A 15,104-nucleotide genomic window follows, 5' to 3' on the forward strand; every position below is an offset into this window, starting at 1 on the left:
TCGCATCGTTTTTCACGCCTCAAACGGCGGGTGTTGTCTACTCGTTATGCCTGAGCCCCGTCCGTCACGTCCACCTCGTGTCCGATCTGGGGTGATCCGGGTGGGTCTCTTTGACGCGCACGAATGACCATACGCTTCAAAAAGACATCAAAACCGGGCATTCTTCGCATGTGGCGATCTTGGACGTACGGCCCCGGCTGCTCGACGCGCTGACCGCACTGCGCGACCGCGTTGATGCCGCACGGTTTCCGCTCCCCCTTCCCGGTGCCGACCGCGCTCGCCGCAGCCGTGCCGAGTTGCTTGCTCAACTGGACGACTACCTCGTGCCCCGGTTGCGTGCCCCCGAAGCGCCTCTCCTGGCGGTGATCGGGGGATCGACCGGAGCCGGGAAGTCCACTCTGGTCAATTCGCTGGTCGGACGGCGGGTGACGGAGGCCGGGGTGCTGCGGCCCACGACACGTACACCGGTGCTGGTGTGCCATCCCGACGATCACTCCTGGTTCGCCGGGAAGCGGGTGCTGCCCCAGCTCACCAGGGTATGGGTACCGGCCCAGGGCGACCGGGCGGAGGGCCCGTACGACGAGGAGGAACGGGCCCGGGAGGGCGAGGGGCCCGCCGCGCTGCGGATCGAGACCGATCCGGGGCTCGCCCGGGGGATCGCGCTGCTCGACGCGCCCGACATCGACTCGCTCGTCGCCCGCAACCGCGATCTGGCCGCCGAGCTGATCTGCGCCGCCGACATCTGGGTGCTGGTCACCACGGCCACCCGGTACGCCGACGCCGTCCCCTGGCATCTGCTGCGGACCGCGAAGGAGTACGACGTGACACTTGTCACCGTGCTCGACCGGGTGCCGCACCAGGTCGCCGCCGAGGTCTCCCGGCAGTACGCCGCGCTCCTCGACGAGGCCGGGCTCGGCGACGTCCCCCGCTTCACCATCCCCGAGCTTCCCGAGTCGGCGGGCGGCGGCAGCGGCCTGCTCCCGGCCACCGCCGTCGCCGCGCTGCGCGACTGGCTCACCCGGCACGCCCAGGACCCGCAGGCGCGTACCGTCGCCGCCGCCCGCACCGCGGCCGGTGTCCTCGCCTCCCTCCAGTCCCGGATGCCCGCGCTGGCCGGTGCGGCGGCGGCCCAGCACGCCGCGGCGGTGCGGCTGGTCCAGCGGGTCGAGGGGGCGTACTCGGAGGCGGCCGAACGGGTGCGGCGGGAGGTCGACGCGGGCGCGGCGCTCGCGGGCAGCGCGCTCACCCACTGGCACGGCCAGCCGCACGACAGCACCCCCGGTGAGCTTCTTACGGCGCTCACCGACTCCCTCGCCACCCTGCTGCGCAGCGCGGCGGCCGCCGCCGACGAGCGCGTCGCCGAGGCGGGGAAACGGGACCCCGCCGCGCGGACCGGGCTCGCCCCGGCCGACGCGCGCGCGGCCGGGGAACGGATCGGCGTGGCCGTACGGCGCTGGCGCCGCTGCGTCGAGGAACTGGCCGAGGAGGAGACCCGCGCCCACGTCCCCGACGACGGCGGAACCGATGCGTCCGATGAGGTCGCCGCCCTGCTGGTGGCCTCCCTGCTGGGCGGGCGCCGAGCCCGTAAGGCGGGCGAAAAGCTCGCCGAGACGCTGGGCGCGCACCGCGCGCTGCGGCTGGGCGACCGCGGCGGACGGCTGCTCGACGGCTGTGTCACGCGCGCACTGGAGACGGAGCGCGACCGGCGGCTCGCGCCCCTCGACGCCCTCGACGCGACCCCGGACCACCAGGTCCAGCTGATCGCCGCGCTGTCCCTACTGCAGAAGGAGAGGTGACCGAGGTGACGGCCACTGCTGCCGGTCTCGACGGCGGGGATGGGGGCGGGCGCGGGGACGACGCGGACGCCGAGGACGCGGTGCGGGCGCGGCAGACCTGGGACGACGGGCTGATCGCCCGGCGCGCCGGGCGACGGGCCGCCCGCCGCGCCCCGCGCGCCCCACGGGAGGCGCCCGGCCCGGAGACGGCGCGGACCGCTGAGGGGTACGAGCCGCAGGAGCTGGAGGGGCCGCCCGAGCCGTACGGGTCCGGTGAGGCGTATGGGTCCGGCGAGCCGTCGTACGAGTCCTACGGATCCCAGGGCTCCGGCGACACCTACAAGACGTACGAGGCCTACGAGACGTACGCGTCGTTCGAGCGGCCCTTCGGGCCCGGCGCCCGCAGCTTCGCCGCGGGCAGCCTGCGGCCGCGCCTCGACGCCCTGCGCCAGCTCGTCGGGCTGTCCCGCACCCGGCTGGACGGGCGCACCCTCGCCGGGGCCGGGCGGGTCCTGGACGAGGCCGCCGCGCGCGGACGGCATCCGCTCGGGCACACCGTCGTCGCCCTCGCCGGAGCCACCGGAAGCGGTAAGTCGACACTTTTCAACGCGCTCGCCGGAGCGCCGCTCTCCGAGGCCGGGATCCGCCGCCCGACCACCGCCGCGCCGATTTCGTGTGCCTGGACCGATCACGCCGACGGGCTGCTGGACCGGCTCGGCATCCCGCACGCGGACCGCCGCCGCCCGGCCTATCCGTACGATCCCGCGCTGCGCGGCCTGGTCCTGCTCGACCTGCCCGACCACGACTCGGCCGCCCCGGGGCACCGGGACCGGGTGGACCGGCTGCTGGGGCTCGTCGACGCGGTGGTGTGGGTGGTGGATCCCGAGAAGTACGCGGACGCGGTGCTGCACGAGCGCTATCTGCGGCCGCTCGCCGGGTACGCCGAGGTGACCTTCGTCGTCCTCAACCAGGTGGACCGGCTGCCGGGCGACGCCGCCGACCAGGTGCTGGACGATCTGCGGCGGCTGCTGGACGAGGACGGGCTGGCGCTCGGCGAGCACGGGGAGCCGGGCGCGGCGGTGCTCGCCCTGTCCGCGCTCACCGGGGAGGGTGTCGGGGAGCTGCGGGAGATGCTGGGCGGGCTCGCGGCCGAATGCGGCGCGGCGGAGCGACGGCTGGCGGCGGACGTGGACGGCACGACGGCGCGGCTGCGGCCGCAGTACGTGGCGGACGGGGCACCGGCCGGGTTCACCGCCCGGGCGCGGGCGGAGTTCGAGGACCGGCTGGCGGAGGCGGCGGGCGCGGCGGCGGCCGGGCAGGCCGCGGAGCGGGCCTGGCTGCGGGACGCGCGGTGGACGTGCGGGACGCCGTGGGGGCGGCTGGTACGGGGCCGGAGGCCGGCCGGTGGGCGGGCGGAGGGGACGCGGGGTTCGGCGGACCCGGAGAGTGCGGCGGGCTCGGCGTCCTCGTCGGGGGCCGGGCGGTCGGGGGCGCGGCGGGGTGGCCGCCGGCGGGCGGAGGACGAGCGGGAGGTCCCGGGAGCGCGGGCGAAGGCGGCGGCGATGGAGGCGGTCACGGCCCGGCCCGCGGTCGAGGAGGCCGTGCGCACGCTCGCCGACGAGGCCACGTCCGGGCTGCCCGGGCCATGGGCCCAGGCGGTGCGGGAGGCGGCGGGGTGGGGCGGCCGGGGGCTGCCGGAGGCGGTGGACGAGGCGGTGGCGGCCGCGCGGCGCGGACAGTGCCTGATGCGGCCCGCGTGGTGGTCGGTGGTGGCGGCGACGCAGGTGGTGCTGCTGGTGCTCCAGGTGGTGGGGGTGGTCTGGCTGGTGGGGGCCGTGGCGGGGCTGTTCGGCGGGCCGGAGTGGTGGGCGCCCGCGGCACTGGTGGCGGGCGGCGCCCTGGCCGGGACGGGGCTGGCGTGGGCCTGCGGGCTGGCGGCGCGGGGACCCGCGCGGCGGTACGGCCGGGCGGCGGAGGCGCGGCTGAGGGACGCGGCGGTGGGCTGCGGACGGGCGCGGGTGCTGGGGCCGGTGGGGGCGGAGCTGGCGCGGTACCGGGAGGTGCGGGCGCAGTACGTGATCGCGGCGGGGGAGGGATGAGGTGAGGCGGCCCCGCCGTCCGGCCGCCGTTCACCGGAACGAGGGAGCGGGTTGTCCACAGCCTGGGGGTTGTGCACAGGGCCCGGCGAGGGGCGCGGATCGCGGGCAGCATGGGGGTCAGCGGTCCGGTGGGCCGCCGGGGGAGAGCGGGAGACCGGGGGGAGCGGGGCATGAACGAGACCTGGACGACGGTGGTGGGGAACGCCGCGACGCGGCCGGATTTCTGGGAGACGGCGGCCGGGGTCGCGGTGGCCCGGTTCCGGCTGGCGGCGACGGTGCGCCGCTGGGACCGGAAGACCGAGGGGTGGGTGGACGCGTATACGAGCTTCTATACGGTCTGGGCCTGGCGGACCCTCGCGGCGAATGTGGCCGCCTCGGTGTCGCTCGGGGAACCGCTGCTGGTCCACGGCACCTTGCGGGTGCGTGAGCGGGAGAAGGACCAGGAGCGGGAGAAGGCGCGGTCGGGCGCGGTGGAGGGGGAGAGCGGCCCCAAGCGGTGGATCACCGCGGAGATCGACGCGGTGGCGGTCGGGCACGATCTCACGCGCGGCACCTCCGCCTTCCGGCGCGTCTCCCAGGCCAAACCCCTTGTGAACGCACCGACCGGGACAACATCGCCGTGACCAGGGGCGATTTATCGATAATCCCAGCTCATGTGGGGTCTGTGGGGGAGATAACAATTCCGATTCGGATCGGTTGGGGTCAGGTCCAATGGGGGAGCGTGCGGCTTTTCGCTCCCTAGGATCCCTGAGTGCCCAACGGGGGTTACTGAGTTTTGAGTTCGCTGGCGAGGCGCACCAACTGACTGGCGCTCGCCCGGAGGGGAAACCATGCTTTCTGTGAAGAGGCGGGGCGCCGCCCGCCTTGCGGCCGCCGTTTTGGCGTCAGGGCTGGTCGCCGTGGGTGCGATGGCCGGTGCCGGTCCCGCCACCGCGGACGATGTGCCTCCGGGAAACGGTGGAGCCACCGCCACGCTGAGCGGCCTCAAGACCTTCGACAAGGCGGTCATTCACGACAAGGGTGACCAGGAAGTCGGCGCCGGTCTTTTCGAGATGGCGGTCGACAACGGCGGCAGTATTCAGACGTACTGCATCGATCTGCACAACCCGACGCAGAGCAAGGCGAAGTACGAAGAGAAGTCCTGGAGTCAGACCTCGCTGGCTAACAACCGTGAAGCGGGCAAAATCAACTGGATTCTGCAGAACTCCTACCCCCAGGTGAACGACCTCGCCGAACTCGCCTCGAAGGCGGGCTCCGGCGCCCTCACCGAGAAGACCGCGGCCGCCGGTACGCAGGTCGCCATCTGGCGCTTCTCCGACCGGGCGAAGGTCGACGCGGTCGACCCGGCGGCCGAGAAGCTCGCCGACTACCTGGAGAAGAGCGCGCGGAACCTGGCCGAGCCCAAGGCCTCGCTGAGCCTCGACCCGCCGGCCGTCTCCGGTAAGGCCGGTGAGCGGCTGGGCCCGGTCAAGGTCCGCACCAACGCCGAAAGCGTCACCCTCACCCCGGGCACCGAGGCCGCCGGTTCCGGCGTCAGGCTCGTCGACAAGAGCGGCAAGACGATCACCAGCGCCGCCAACGGCGGCGAGGTCTACGTCGACGTGCCGGCCGACGCGGCCGACGGCTCCGCCTCGCTGACCGCCCAGGCCGCCACGAAGGTTCCGGTCGGCCGCGCGTTCTCCAGCGACACCAAGAGCCAGACCCAGATACTCGCCGGTTCCAGCGAGAGCACCGTCTCCGCCTCGGCCACCGCCCACTGGGCGGAGAAGGGCGCGGTCCCGGCCGTCACCGCCGAGAAGAACTGCGCCGAGGGCGCTGTGGACGTGACGGCGGACAACAAGGGCGACGAGGCGTTCACCTTCACGCTGCTGAACCAGAAATACACGGTCGGGGCCGGTCAGTCGAAGACCGTCAGCGTTCCGGTGAACGAGGACCGCAGCTACAAGTTCAGCGTCCGGGGCCCGAACGGATTCAGCAAGACCTTCTCCGGCGTCCTCGACTGCAAGACCGCGGGCAGCGACAGTGACCTCCCCTCCACCAAGGCGGGCCCGGCGTCGGCCGGCGGTGCCGGCGGCGGCGAGATCGTCAGCGGTGACACCACCGCCGTCGACGCCACCGCCGACGGTGACCTCGCCGAGACCGGCAGCAGCAGCTCCACCCCGCTGATCGCGGGCATCGCCATAGCCCTCGTCGTGGCCGGCGGCGGCGCGATCCTCTTCGTCCGCAAGAAGAAGGCCCCCTCGGGCGAGTGACCGCCCGCCGTCGGTGACCGCCGACGACGGACGGTGAGGAGGGCCGGACCCCGGAAAGCAGGGTTCCGGCCCTTCCGTCCGGGGCGGCCGCCCCGGACGGCGGAACTATGGGTTTCCGCCTCGGGGCCGCCGTACGGCAAGATGGGGTGGGGTGTCTCTGCCCTGGACGCGGCGGAGCCCGCATGCACCCATGCGGCGCGGCCGCACATCGATACCTACCAGATTGCCGGACGGTTTCTCTTGGCTGAGTTCATCTACACCATGCGCAAGGCGCGCAAGGCGCACGGCGACAAGGTGATCCTCGACGACGTCACGCTGAGCTTTCTGCCCGGCGCGAAGATCGGTGTCGTGGGTCCCAACGGCGCCGGTAAGTCGACGGTGCTGAAGATCATGGCCGGGTTGGAGCAGCCGTCCAACGGCGACGCCTTCCTCTCGCCGGGCTACAGCGTCGGCATCCTGCTCCAGGAGCCCCCGCTGGACGAGTCCAAGACCGTGCTGGAGAACGTCCAGGACGGCGTGGCGGAGACCAAGGGCAAGCTCGACCGCTTCAACGAGATCGCCGAGCAGATGGCGACCGACTACAGCGACGCGCTGCTCGAGGAGATGGGCAAGCTCCAGGAGGAGCTGGACCACGCCAACGCGTGGGACATGGACGCCCAGCTGGAGCAGGCCATGGACGCCCTCGGCTGCCCGCCCGGCGACTCGCCGGTCACCACCCTCTCCGGTGGTGAGAAGCGCCGGGTCGCGCTCTGCAAGCTGCTGCTGGAGGCCCCCGACCTGCTGCTCCTCGACGAGCCCACCAACCACCTGGACGCCGAGTCGGTCCAGTGGCTGGAGCAGCACCTCGCCAAGTACGCGGGCACCGTCGTGGCCATCACCCACGACCGGTACTTCCTGGACAACGTCGCCGAGTGGATCCTCGAGCTCGACCGCGGCCGCGCCATCGGCTACGAGGGCAACTACTCCACGTACCTGGAGAAGAAGCAGGCCCGACTGAAGGTCGAGGGGCAGAAGGACGCCAAGCGCCAGAAGCGCCTCAAGGAAGAGCTGGAGTGGGTCCGCTCCAACGCCAAGGGCCGCCAGGCGAAGTCCAAGTCCCGGCTGACCCGTTACGAGGAGATGGCCGCCGAGGCCGAGAAGACCCGGAAGCTGGACTTCGAGGAGATCCAGATCCCGCCGGGCCCGCGCCTGGGCAACGTCGTGGTCGAGGTGGAGAACCTCTCCAAGGCGTTCGGTGAGAAGGTCCTCATCGACGACCTCTCGTTCACCCTGCCGCGCAACGGCATCGTCGGCGTCATCGGCCCCAACGGCGCCGGCAAGACCACGCTCTTCAAGATGATCCAGGGCCTGGAGACCGCGGACGCGGGCAAGATCAAGGTCGGCGACACCGTCAAGATCTCCTACGTCGACCAGAGCCGCGCCAACATCGACCCCAAGAAGACGCTGTGGGCGGTCGTCTCCGACGAGCTCGACTACATCAACGTCGGCCAGGTCGAAATGCCGTCCCGCGCCTACGTCTCCGCCTTCGGCTTCAAGGGCCCGGACCAGCAGAAGCCCGCCGGGGTGCTCTCCGGCGGTGAGCGCAACCGCCTCAATCTCGCGCTCACCCTCAAGCAGGGCGGCAACCTGCTGCTCCTCGACGAGCCGACCAACGACCTCGACGTCGAGACCCTGTCCTCCCTGGAGAACGCGCTGCTCGACTTCCCCGGCTGCGCCGTGGTCGTCTCCCACGACCGCTGGTTCCTCGACCGCGTCGCCACCCACATCCTGGCGTACGAGGGCAACTCCAAGTGGTTCTGGTTCGAGGGCAACTTCGAGTCGTACGAGAAGAACAAGATCGAGCGGCTCGGCCCGGACGCCGCCCGTCCGCACCGCGCCACCTACAAGAAGCTCACCCGGGGCTGAGGGGATGGCCCGGCACATCTACTCCTGCCCCCTGCGCTGGTCCGACATGGACGCGTTCGGCCACGTCAACAACGTGGTCTTCCTCCGCTATCTGGAGGAGGCGCGCGTCGACTTCATGTGGCGGCTGGCGCCGGGGAACGGAAGTGACGCGTTCACCGGCGGGGTGGTCGTGGCCCGGCACGAGATCGACTATCTGAAGCCCCTCGTCCACCGGCACGCGCCGGTGACCATCGAGACCTGGGCGACGGAGATCCGCGCCTCCTACATCACCCTCCGCTACGAGATCAAGGACGAGGAGACCGTGTACGTGCGGGCCGCCACCCGCATCGTCCCCTTCGACCTCGCAGCGGGCAGGCCGCGGCGGGTCACCTCCGAGGAGGAGAGCTTCCTGACCGACTACCTGGAGCCCGAGCCCGGCACCCGGCAAGCGGCCAGGAAGGCATCCGGGAAGTCCGCCGAGGGGGCCGTCAGGGTATGACGGCCTTCCGGCATGAGCTGCACTTCGCCGACGCCGGGGAGGCGGCCGATCTCGCCGCCTTCCTGGCCCGGCTGATCCACTACGACCGCGCCGCGGCGGTCCGCCTGCAGGCGGGCGGCGGAGTGCTGGCCGTCTTCGGCCGGCCGCCGTCCTTCGAGGTGCTGGCCATCCGTACGGCACGGCTGGAGGCCGTCGTCACCAGGGACGCCGGGACGCCCGGCGGGCCGGGAGCGCTGGACACCACCGTCTCGGCCGGGCAGTTCGCCGACGCGCTGGACGCGGCGGGCTCCGGCCGGACGACGCCGGGCGCGTCCCGTGGGCTCACCGTCGCCGTGCCCGACGCCGTCACCGGCCCGCCCTGGGCCGGGCTGCTGCCGCCGCGCGGCGGCTGGCGCCGGGTCCCCGGGCTGCCCGGCGCGGACGAGGTGCGCAGGGCGGTCGCGGCCGCGGTCGCCGAGTTCCGGGCCCGCGACGAGGCGCTTCCCGAGGAGCGCCGTACGCGTGCGGAGCGCGACCGCATCGGCCACGAGATCTGGTCCCGCACCCTCGGGGACACCGGGCTGCCGCTGCGCGCCGTGCACGCCGCCCAGTCGCTGGGCTTCCTGCGTCCCGCGCGGGCGGACGCGGCCGCCGCCAGCGGCTCCCGCGGTGCCACCGCCCTCGCCCCGGCGGACGAGCCGCCGGCCCTGCTCGCCGCGGGCGGCTGGCTGCGGCTGCGCACCCCGTACGGCTCGATCGCGGTGCGTACGTCGGGGCTGCTCGGGCTGTCGGTGACGCCCGCCTAGAGCGCCGGCCGCTTCTGTCCGGCGGGCCTGCCCGGCGGGCGTCCGGGGTGCGGTCTCAGCCCTCCGTGTTGATCATGGAGGCGGCCGCGTAGGTGAGGTAGTTCCACAGCTGGCGCTCCAGGTCGGGCGCCAGCTCCAGCTCGTCCACCGCGTCCCGCATATGGCGCAGCCAGGCGTCATGGGCCGCCCGGTTCACGGTGAACGGCGCGTGGCGCATGCGCAGCCGCGGATGGCCGCGGTTGTCGCTGTAGGTGCGGGGCCCGCCCCAGTACTGCATGAGGAAGAGCACCAGCCGCTCCTCCGCCGGGCCCAGATCGTCCTCGGGGTACATCGGCCGGAGCAGCGGGTCCTCCGCGACCCCCTGGTAGAAGCGTCGAACCAGGCGCCGGAAGGTCTGCTCGCCGCCGACCAACTCGTAGAAGGTCTGCTCCTGAAGTGTGCCGCGCGGAATGTCTTTCACGCCTCCATGCTCTCAGACCGCCCGGCCCGGGTAAGGGGGCGTGGGTCATGCCCTGCCCGGCGGCCGGAGGTAGCGGGCCGGGGGCGGGCGCAGGACAGTGGAGGCATGGGCGGCGCGGGCGTGACGGAGACCGGCGGCGGGCGCGGACGTACGGGCGGCGGGCCCGATCCGTACGCCGAGGCGGCCGCCGTGGCGCGAGCCGGGCTCGTCCGGGAGATCACGGCGGGCGGCGGGCTGACCGACCCGCGGTGGCGGGCGGCGTTCGAGGAGGTGCCGCGCCATCTTTTCGTGCCGTATTACTACGAAGCGGGCGTGGCGGGCGGCGAGGGCGGGGCGGCGCTCACCACGCGGCTGTGGCGGGACGACCGGAACCCGCTGCGCCGGGCCCGCTGGCTGGCCGGGGCGTATACCGACGCGCCCCTCGCGACGCGGGTGCGCGACGGCGAGCTGATCTCCTCCAGCAGCCAGCCGTCCCTGATGGCGCGGATGCTCGAAGCGCTGCGGGTGCGGGACGGGGACCGGGTGCTGGAGATCGGCGCGGGCAGCGGCTACAACGCGGCGCTGCTCGCCCATCGGCTCGGCGACGCCCGGGTGACGACCGTCGATCTCGACCCGGAGATCACCGAGGCCGCCCGCAGGCATCTCGCCGCGGCCGGATTCCGTCCGGCGGTCATCACCGGTGACGGGGCGCGCGGCTGTCCCGCCCGTGCCCCCTACGACCGGATCATCGCGACGTGCGCGGTGCCCTCCGTACCGTCCGCCTGGCTCGAACAGTGCCGGCCCGGGGCGCTGGTGCTGATGCCGCTGGCCACCGGGCTGGTGCTGCTGCGGGTCCGCGGTGCCCGGCACGCGGAGGGCCGCTTTCTGACCACGCCCGCCTACTTCGTCCCGCTGCGCGGCAGCGGGACGCCGGGCCCCGTGTCCACGCACGGGCTGCCGTCGTGGCCGCTGCTGGACGAGTCGTTCCGCTTCCTGCTGCACGTGGCCGCGGGCCGGCTGGAGCCGGTCGAGGCGCTGGCGCTGTGGGAGCACGAGGGCCGGCCGGGGCGCGAGCGCTACGGGGTGACGGTGCGGGGCGAGCGGCAGTGGGCCTGGCTGGACGACGCGGAGGGCCCGTACGCCTGGCCGCTGGGCGCGGAGCGCACCTGACAATGCCTGACCAACCGGGATCGGGCCGGGGCGAGGTGCCCCGGCCCGTAGACTACTAGCCGCGGCGGACGGTGATCGTCGTCCAGGCGCCGACGTGCACGCGGTCGCCCTCCTGGAGCGGGACCGGGACGTACGGCTGGATCGGCTCCTCGCCGCCGTTGATCGTCGTGCCGTTCGTCGAGTCCTGGTCGACCACCGCCCAGCCGCCGTCCGGCTGCTGGACGAGGACCGCGTGCTGGTGCGAGACGCCCGGGTCCTCGGGCGCGCGCCCGAGGTCGATGTCGGGGGCCTCGCCCGTGCTGTGGCGGCGGCGGCCGATGGTGATCTGCTGGCGGCCGCTGAGCGGCAGTTGCTGCTCGGGGGAGTACGCCGGGAGGTTCAGCCCGGCTGCCTCCGGGCCGCTGCGGTTCATCATCGCCATGAAGTAGTCACGGTCCGGCGCGACGACCGCGACCCAGTTCGCGGGCCCGGCCGGGGGCGGGGGCGTGTGCCCTCCGCCCTGGCCGTATGGACCGGGCGGCGGGGGCGCGCCGGGGCCCTGGTACGCCTCGTTGCCGTAGGACGGGGCCGGGGGAGCCGGCGGCTGCGGCGCCTGGGGGTAGCCGTAGCCGTAACCCTGCTGCTGTGGCGGGGCCGGAGCCGGTGGCGGCGGGGCGGCGCCCGCGGACGCCTGCGGCGGCGCCAGCGGCCAGTCGTCCTCCGCGGCGCCGAAGGCCGGGCCGGAGGGCTGGTTCGGGTCCGACGGGGACAGCGGCTCGGCCGGGCGGTTGATCTGGGACGGGCGCGAGGCCTGGTAGTCGCCGCCGTGCGTCTGGGGCGGCTGCTGCTGGCCGTGCGGCGGAAGCGGCTGCCCGTGCGACGGCGGGCCCTGCGGCGGCTGCCCGTGCGACGGGGGGCCCTGCGGCGGCTGCCCGTGCGACGGGGGGCCCTGCGGCGGCTGCCCGTGCGGCTGCGGTGGCCCGGGCGGCGGCGGGAAGCCGCCCTGTCCAGGGGGCGGCGGAGCGTACGAGGTGGGCTGCTGCGTCAGGAAGTTGTAGCGGCACTCCTCGCAGAACGGCGCCTGCGCCTCACGCGGCGTACGGCACTGCGGGCACACCTCCGGCTGGTAGCCGGCGTCCGGCTGCGGCGGGGCCGGGTAGCCGTACCCGCCCGGGGGCGCGCCGGGCGGGGGCGGCGGACCGCCCGGGGCCGGGTAGCCGTAGCCACCGGGGCCGCCCGGCATCGGAGGGGGCGGAGGCGGCGGGACGGGACCGGAGGGCATGGGTGTCCCCGACATCCGGTGGCCACACACCTCGCACCAGTCGTCGGCCGCCGATTGGTGGCCGTTAGGGCAAGTCGGCATGTCGGTGATCCCCCTCTTGTGCCGTTCTTGGCATTTCTGCCGTAACGCGATCTTTTCCTGCTACTTCTTGACGCGAACTGTCTTGGTCGAGCGAGTTTCGAGTGTCATCTCGTCCGCCTCCGCGACCTTCGCTTTCAGTCGCACAGTACCTGTCGCCGCATCGACGACGTCCACCACCTTCGCAAGCAGTTTCGCCGTGTCCCTGTTCCCCGAGGCGTTCGCCAGCTGTACGGCCCTTCCCAGCTTGGCGGTCGCTCCCTCGACATCGCCGGACTTACGCGCATCTATGCCCTGTTGGATGACCTGTGCCAGTTCGGCCTGACCCGTGTAGTGCGCGACCTGCGGATTCATCGAGGTGGAGGCGGTCATGTCGGCCGTCCACACGGCCCGGACGAGCCCCTGGGCCAGCGGGGGCGGCGGGCTCTGGCCATCCGGCTGCGGCAGAACGAGGGAGACCCGGGCCGCGAGCATTTCCTGGCCGATTTCCGCCGCCGGAACCCGCAGACACACGTGGTAATCGCGGGATTCGTCCCCCCATGACCCCGTCGGGTAGTCACCGGAGCGCGGTCCGGCCTCGGTGCGCCGCCCGGTCAGATCCTCGACCGTGGGTGCGACCTGTTTCACATACAGCACCTCGGCGCCCGCCGGGGTCCACAGCCGCAGATGGACGTCCGCGACCTCCTTCCGCATGGCCGTCGCCATCATCCGCGTGAAGTCCGCGGACAGTTCGGCCGGATTCGCCACGATATCGGCCGTTCCGAGCAGGGCGGAGGCGATCCCGGTGACCTCCTTGACCTCCCAGTCCGTGCCGACCCCGCGGGCGTCGCAGGTGAAGCGGCCCGCGCAGGCGTCGAGCGCGGCCCGCAAATCCTCCGGCTTCTCGTGCTCGTTGCGGCCGTCGGTGAGCAGGATGCCGTGCCGGATCGAGACATCGGCGGCGCCCAGCAGCCGGTCGGCGAGCCTCAGCCAGGTGCCGATCGCCGTGCCGCCGCCCGTGACGAGCCCGCGCACAGCGTCCTTGGCCTCGGCGCGGGTGATCGGATCAGCGGCCGCCAGTCGCCCGTTGCCCGGAAAGACCTCGACCGCCTTGTGGGTGCCCGCGATCACGGCGAAGGCGACCCCGTCGCGCACCGTGTCGATCGCGGCGGCGGTCGCCTCCCGGGCGTGCCGCATCTTCGTCGGCGGATAGTCCATGGAGCCGGAGCAGTCCAGCATGATCACCACGGCCGCGCCGCCGCCCCCGGCGTACTGGCCCGGGGCGGCGACGGGAGCGGGGATCGGCATCCCTCCGGTCGTCCCGCCGCCGGTCGAGGTGACCGTGACGATCGCGTTGACCTCACGGCCTCCCTCCGGGAGGTACTCGTTCTGATAGACGTCGACCGAGAACCGCGGCGCGTGGGACTTGGAGAAATTGGCCATCTGATCCGCTCCTTGGCGCTCCACAGGGACGTTCGGGCATCGCGTCGTGCCGCGAGAGCGTGGGCGAGTGATGGCGCGCGGCTACCGCCCCCGGGCCGGAGCCCGTCCCCCTCGGGCCGTCAGGCGGATCCTGCCCCTCCCGGTGCGGCGGGGAACGGCACCACGGCCACTGTTACGTTGTCGTGGCCCCCGCCGTTGAGGGCGTGGCCCACCAGAACCCGCGCGCTCTGCAGCGGCCGGGCCCGGGCGTCCGGCGGCACCGCGCGGGCCATCTCCTCCGCCGATTCGGCGTAGTTCCACAGCCCGTCGGTGCACACCACCACGACCCCCGGCCGGTCGGGCTTGAACGAGGCGGCGTGCGGCTCCAGTTCATAGGCGTCCGCCCCGAGCCAGCCGGTGATGGCGTGCGCCCGCTCGTCCGCGTACGCCTCGGCCTCCGACATCAGCCCCGCCGCCACCATCTGGGCCGCCCACGAGTCGTCCTCGGTGAGCCGGGAGGGCTGGGTCGTACGGTCGTCGGGCACCCAGTAGACGCGGCTGTCGCCGATCCAGCCGACGGTGAGCAGGTCGCCGGTGACGACGGCGCTGACGATGGTGCAGGCCGGAGCGTTCTGATGGCGCTGCTGCGGCTCCTCGTGCGGGACCGGCGCGCCGGTCTCCACGGCGAGCGCGGTGACCGCGTCGGCGGCGGCCACGATCGCCTCGATCATGGCCTGCCGGGGGTGGGCGCCGCGGGGGAGCGAGGTGAGCAGCGACACCTCCGCCGCGTGGGCGGCCGCTGCTGACGCCTCGTCGGGGCGGGTGGCCGAGGAGACCCCGTCGCAGACCACGGCGACGACGGCCGGTGAGCCGTCCTGGAGCGCCACCGTGGCCACGGAGAACGCGTCCTCGTTGCGGTGGTGGCGCAGCCCGCGGTCACTGGCAGCGGCGACGCCCGCCAATTCCCGCTCCATATGGTCGCGCTCACGCGCCTGCGCGTGCCCGCAGTGCTCGCAGTATCCGTCCCTGTCGATGGTGCCCTCCTGGCACGCGGCGCACCGGGGGCGGCTGTCGCCGCCGGGCAGCCGGGGGTCAGCCCCGGTGCCGGTGCCCGCGCTCGTTGCCGTGCCTGTGCCTGTGCTGGTGCCTGTGCTGGTGCTGGTGTGCGTCCGAGTGTGCGGGTGCGGGCCGGCGGACGCGCCGGCGGGGGTGGTCGGCTGCGCGCCGGGCGCCGCGGGGCCCGGCGGTGACGGGGCGTCGAGGGCCGCCGCGGCCCGCGGGTCGGCCACCGGCGCCGGTGCCGGGGCCGCCAGCCGGTAGTCCTCCGGCTCCTGCCGCGCGGACGGCACGGCCGCCGACACTTCGGCCCCGCACCCGCCACAGTAGTTGTCTCCCGCCTCCAGCGGCTCTGCACAGGTCGGGCAGGCTGACAGCTGGGGCAGCTGTGGCATCTGCGACATC

The 15,104-nt window shown here is 73.6% G+C and carries 12 protein-coding genes; 8 read left to right on the forward strand and 4 right to left on the reverse strand.

Annotated elements, in window-relative coordinates; translation table 11 throughout:
• Positions 1-179: 179 nt before the first annotated feature.
• From ACFZCY_RS32700 to ACFZCY_RS32730, 7 genes are all read left to right on the forward strand, one after another.
• On the forward strand, positions 180-1,796 hold the full coding sequence (locus ACFZCY_RS32700) for a dynamin family protein (RefSeq protein WP_391181760.1): 1,617 nt from the start codon (positions 180-182) through the stop codon (positions 1,794-1,796).
• Positions 1,793-3,874: a GTPase gene (locus ACFZCY_RS32705; protein WP_391181427.1), complete on the forward strand. Its 2,082-nt coding sequence runs from the start codon at positions 1,793-1,795 to the stop codon at positions 3,872-3,874. The genes ACFZCY_RS32700 and ACFZCY_RS32705 overlap by 4 nt, the downstream gene beginning before the upstream one ends.
• 170 nt (positions 3,875-4,044) lie before the next feature.
• Entirely contained in the window at positions 4,045-4,497 is a 453-nt protein-coding gene (locus ACFZCY_RS32710) for a single-stranded DNA-binding protein (protein ID WP_391181429.1), read from the forward strand.
• Positions 4,498-4,704: 207 nt separating this feature from the next.
• Positions 4,705-6,126 (forward strand): Cys-Gln thioester bond-forming surface protein, encoded by a 1,422-nt coding sequence (locus tag ACFZCY_RS32715; RefSeq protein ID WP_391181432.1) that lies wholly within the window; start codon positions 4,705-4,707, stop codon positions 6,124-6,126.
• A 240-nt stretch (positions 6,127-6,366) separates the two neighbouring features.
• Positions 6,367-8,031, forward strand: a complete 1,665-nt coding sequence (gene ettA, locus ACFZCY_RS32720) for an energy-dependent translational throttle protein EttA (protein WP_361481803.1) — start codon at positions 6,367-6,369, stop codon at positions 8,029-8,031.
• A gap of 4 nt (positions 8,032-8,035) precedes the next feature.
• Positions 8,036-8,509, forward strand: coding sequence for a thioesterase family protein (locus ACFZCY_RS32725; RefSeq protein WP_055552789.1), 474 nt, complete (start codon positions 8,036-8,038; stop codon positions 8,507-8,509).
• Positions 8,506-9,294, forward strand: a complete 789-nt coding sequence (locus ACFZCY_RS32730) for a hypothetical protein (protein ID WP_391181437.1) — start codon at positions 8,506-8,508, stop codon at positions 9,292-9,294. The genes ACFZCY_RS32725 and ACFZCY_RS32730 overlap by 4 nt, the downstream gene beginning before the upstream one ends.
• A gap of 55 nt (positions 9,295-9,349) precedes the next feature.
• Here ACFZCY_RS32730 and ACFZCY_RS32735 read toward each other — a convergent pair whose 3' ends face one another.
• Positions 9,350-9,754, reverse strand: coding sequence for a globin (locus ACFZCY_RS32735; protein ID WP_055552793.1), 405 nt, complete (start codon positions 9,752-9,754; stop codon positions 9,350-9,352).
• 105 nt (positions 9,755-9,859) lie between these two features.
• Between ACFZCY_RS32735 and ACFZCY_RS32740 the strand changes: the two genes are divergently transcribed.
• Positions 9,860-10,903, forward strand: coding sequence for a methyltransferase domain-containing protein (locus tag ACFZCY_RS32740; protein WP_391181441.1), 1,044 nt, complete (start codon positions 9,860-9,862; stop codon positions 10,901-10,903).
• A gap of 55 nt (positions 10,904-10,958) precedes the next feature.
• Here ACFZCY_RS32740 and ACFZCY_RS32745 read toward each other — a convergent pair whose 3' ends face one another.
• The 3 genes from ACFZCY_RS32745 to ACFZCY_RS32755 form a co-directional block, all read right to left on the reverse strand.
• Complete coding sequence (locus ACFZCY_RS32745) at positions 10,959-12,245, reverse strand: FHA domain-containing protein (RefSeq protein ID WP_391181443.1); 1,287 nt, start codon at positions 12,243-12,245, stop codon at positions 10,959-10,961.
• A 60-nt stretch (positions 12,246-12,305) separates the two neighbouring features.
• Positions 12,306-13,664 (reverse strand): VWA domain-containing protein, encoded by a 1,359-nt coding sequence (locus tag ACFZCY_RS32750; RefSeq protein WP_391181445.1) that lies wholly within the window; start codon positions 13,662-13,664, stop codon positions 12,306-12,308.
• Positions 13,665-13,783: 119 nt separating this feature from the next.
• Complete coding sequence (locus ACFZCY_RS32755) at positions 13,784-15,103, reverse strand: protein phosphatase 2C domain-containing protein (protein WP_391181448.1); 1,320 nt, start codon at positions 15,101-15,103, stop codon at positions 13,784-13,786.
• Position 15,104 lies beyond the last annotated feature (1 nt).

The organism is Streptomyces sp. NPDC007983 (genome assembly GCF_042958345.1).
In the GTDB taxonomy this organism is placed as follows: Bacteria; Actinomycetota; Actinomycetes; order Streptomycetales; family Streptomycetaceae; genus Streptomyces.

Excerpts from the sequence above, each read along its gene's own strand:
- ACFZCY_RS32710 (WP_391181429.1), top strand. The coding sequence starts at position 4,045 with ATGAACGAGACCTGGACGACGGTGGTGGGGAACGCCGCGACGCGGCCG.
- ACFZCY_RS32730 (WP_391181437.1), top strand. The coding sequence starts at position 8,506 with ATGACGGCCTTCCGGCATGAGCTGCACTTCGCCGACGCCGGGGAGGCG.
- ACFZCY_RS32740 (WP_391181441.1), top strand. The coding sequence starts at position 9,860 with ATGGGCGGCGCGGGCGTGACGGAGACCGGCGGCGGGCGCGGACGTACG.
- ACFZCY_RS32715 (WP_391181432.1), top strand. The coding sequence starts at position 4,705 with ATGCTTTCTGTGAAGAGGCGGGGCGCCGCCCGCCTTGCGGCCGCCGTT.
- ACFZCY_RS32745 (WP_391181443.1), bottom strand. The coding sequence starts at position 12,245 with ATGCCGACTTGCCCTAACGGCCACCAATCGGCGGCCGACGACTGGTGC.
- ACFZCY_RS32750 (WP_391181445.1), bottom strand. The coding sequence starts at position 13,664 with ATGGCCAATTTCTCCAAGTCCCACGCGCCGCGGTTCTCGGTCGACGTC.
- ACFZCY_RS32755 (WP_391181448.1), bottom strand. The coding sequence starts at position 15,103 with ATGTCGCAGATGCCACAGCTGCCCCAGCTGTCAGCCTGCCCGACCTGT.
- ACFZCY_RS32725 (WP_055552789.1), top strand. The coding sequence starts at position 8,036 with ATGGCCCGGCACATCTACTCCTGCCCCCTGCGCTGGTCCGACATGGAC.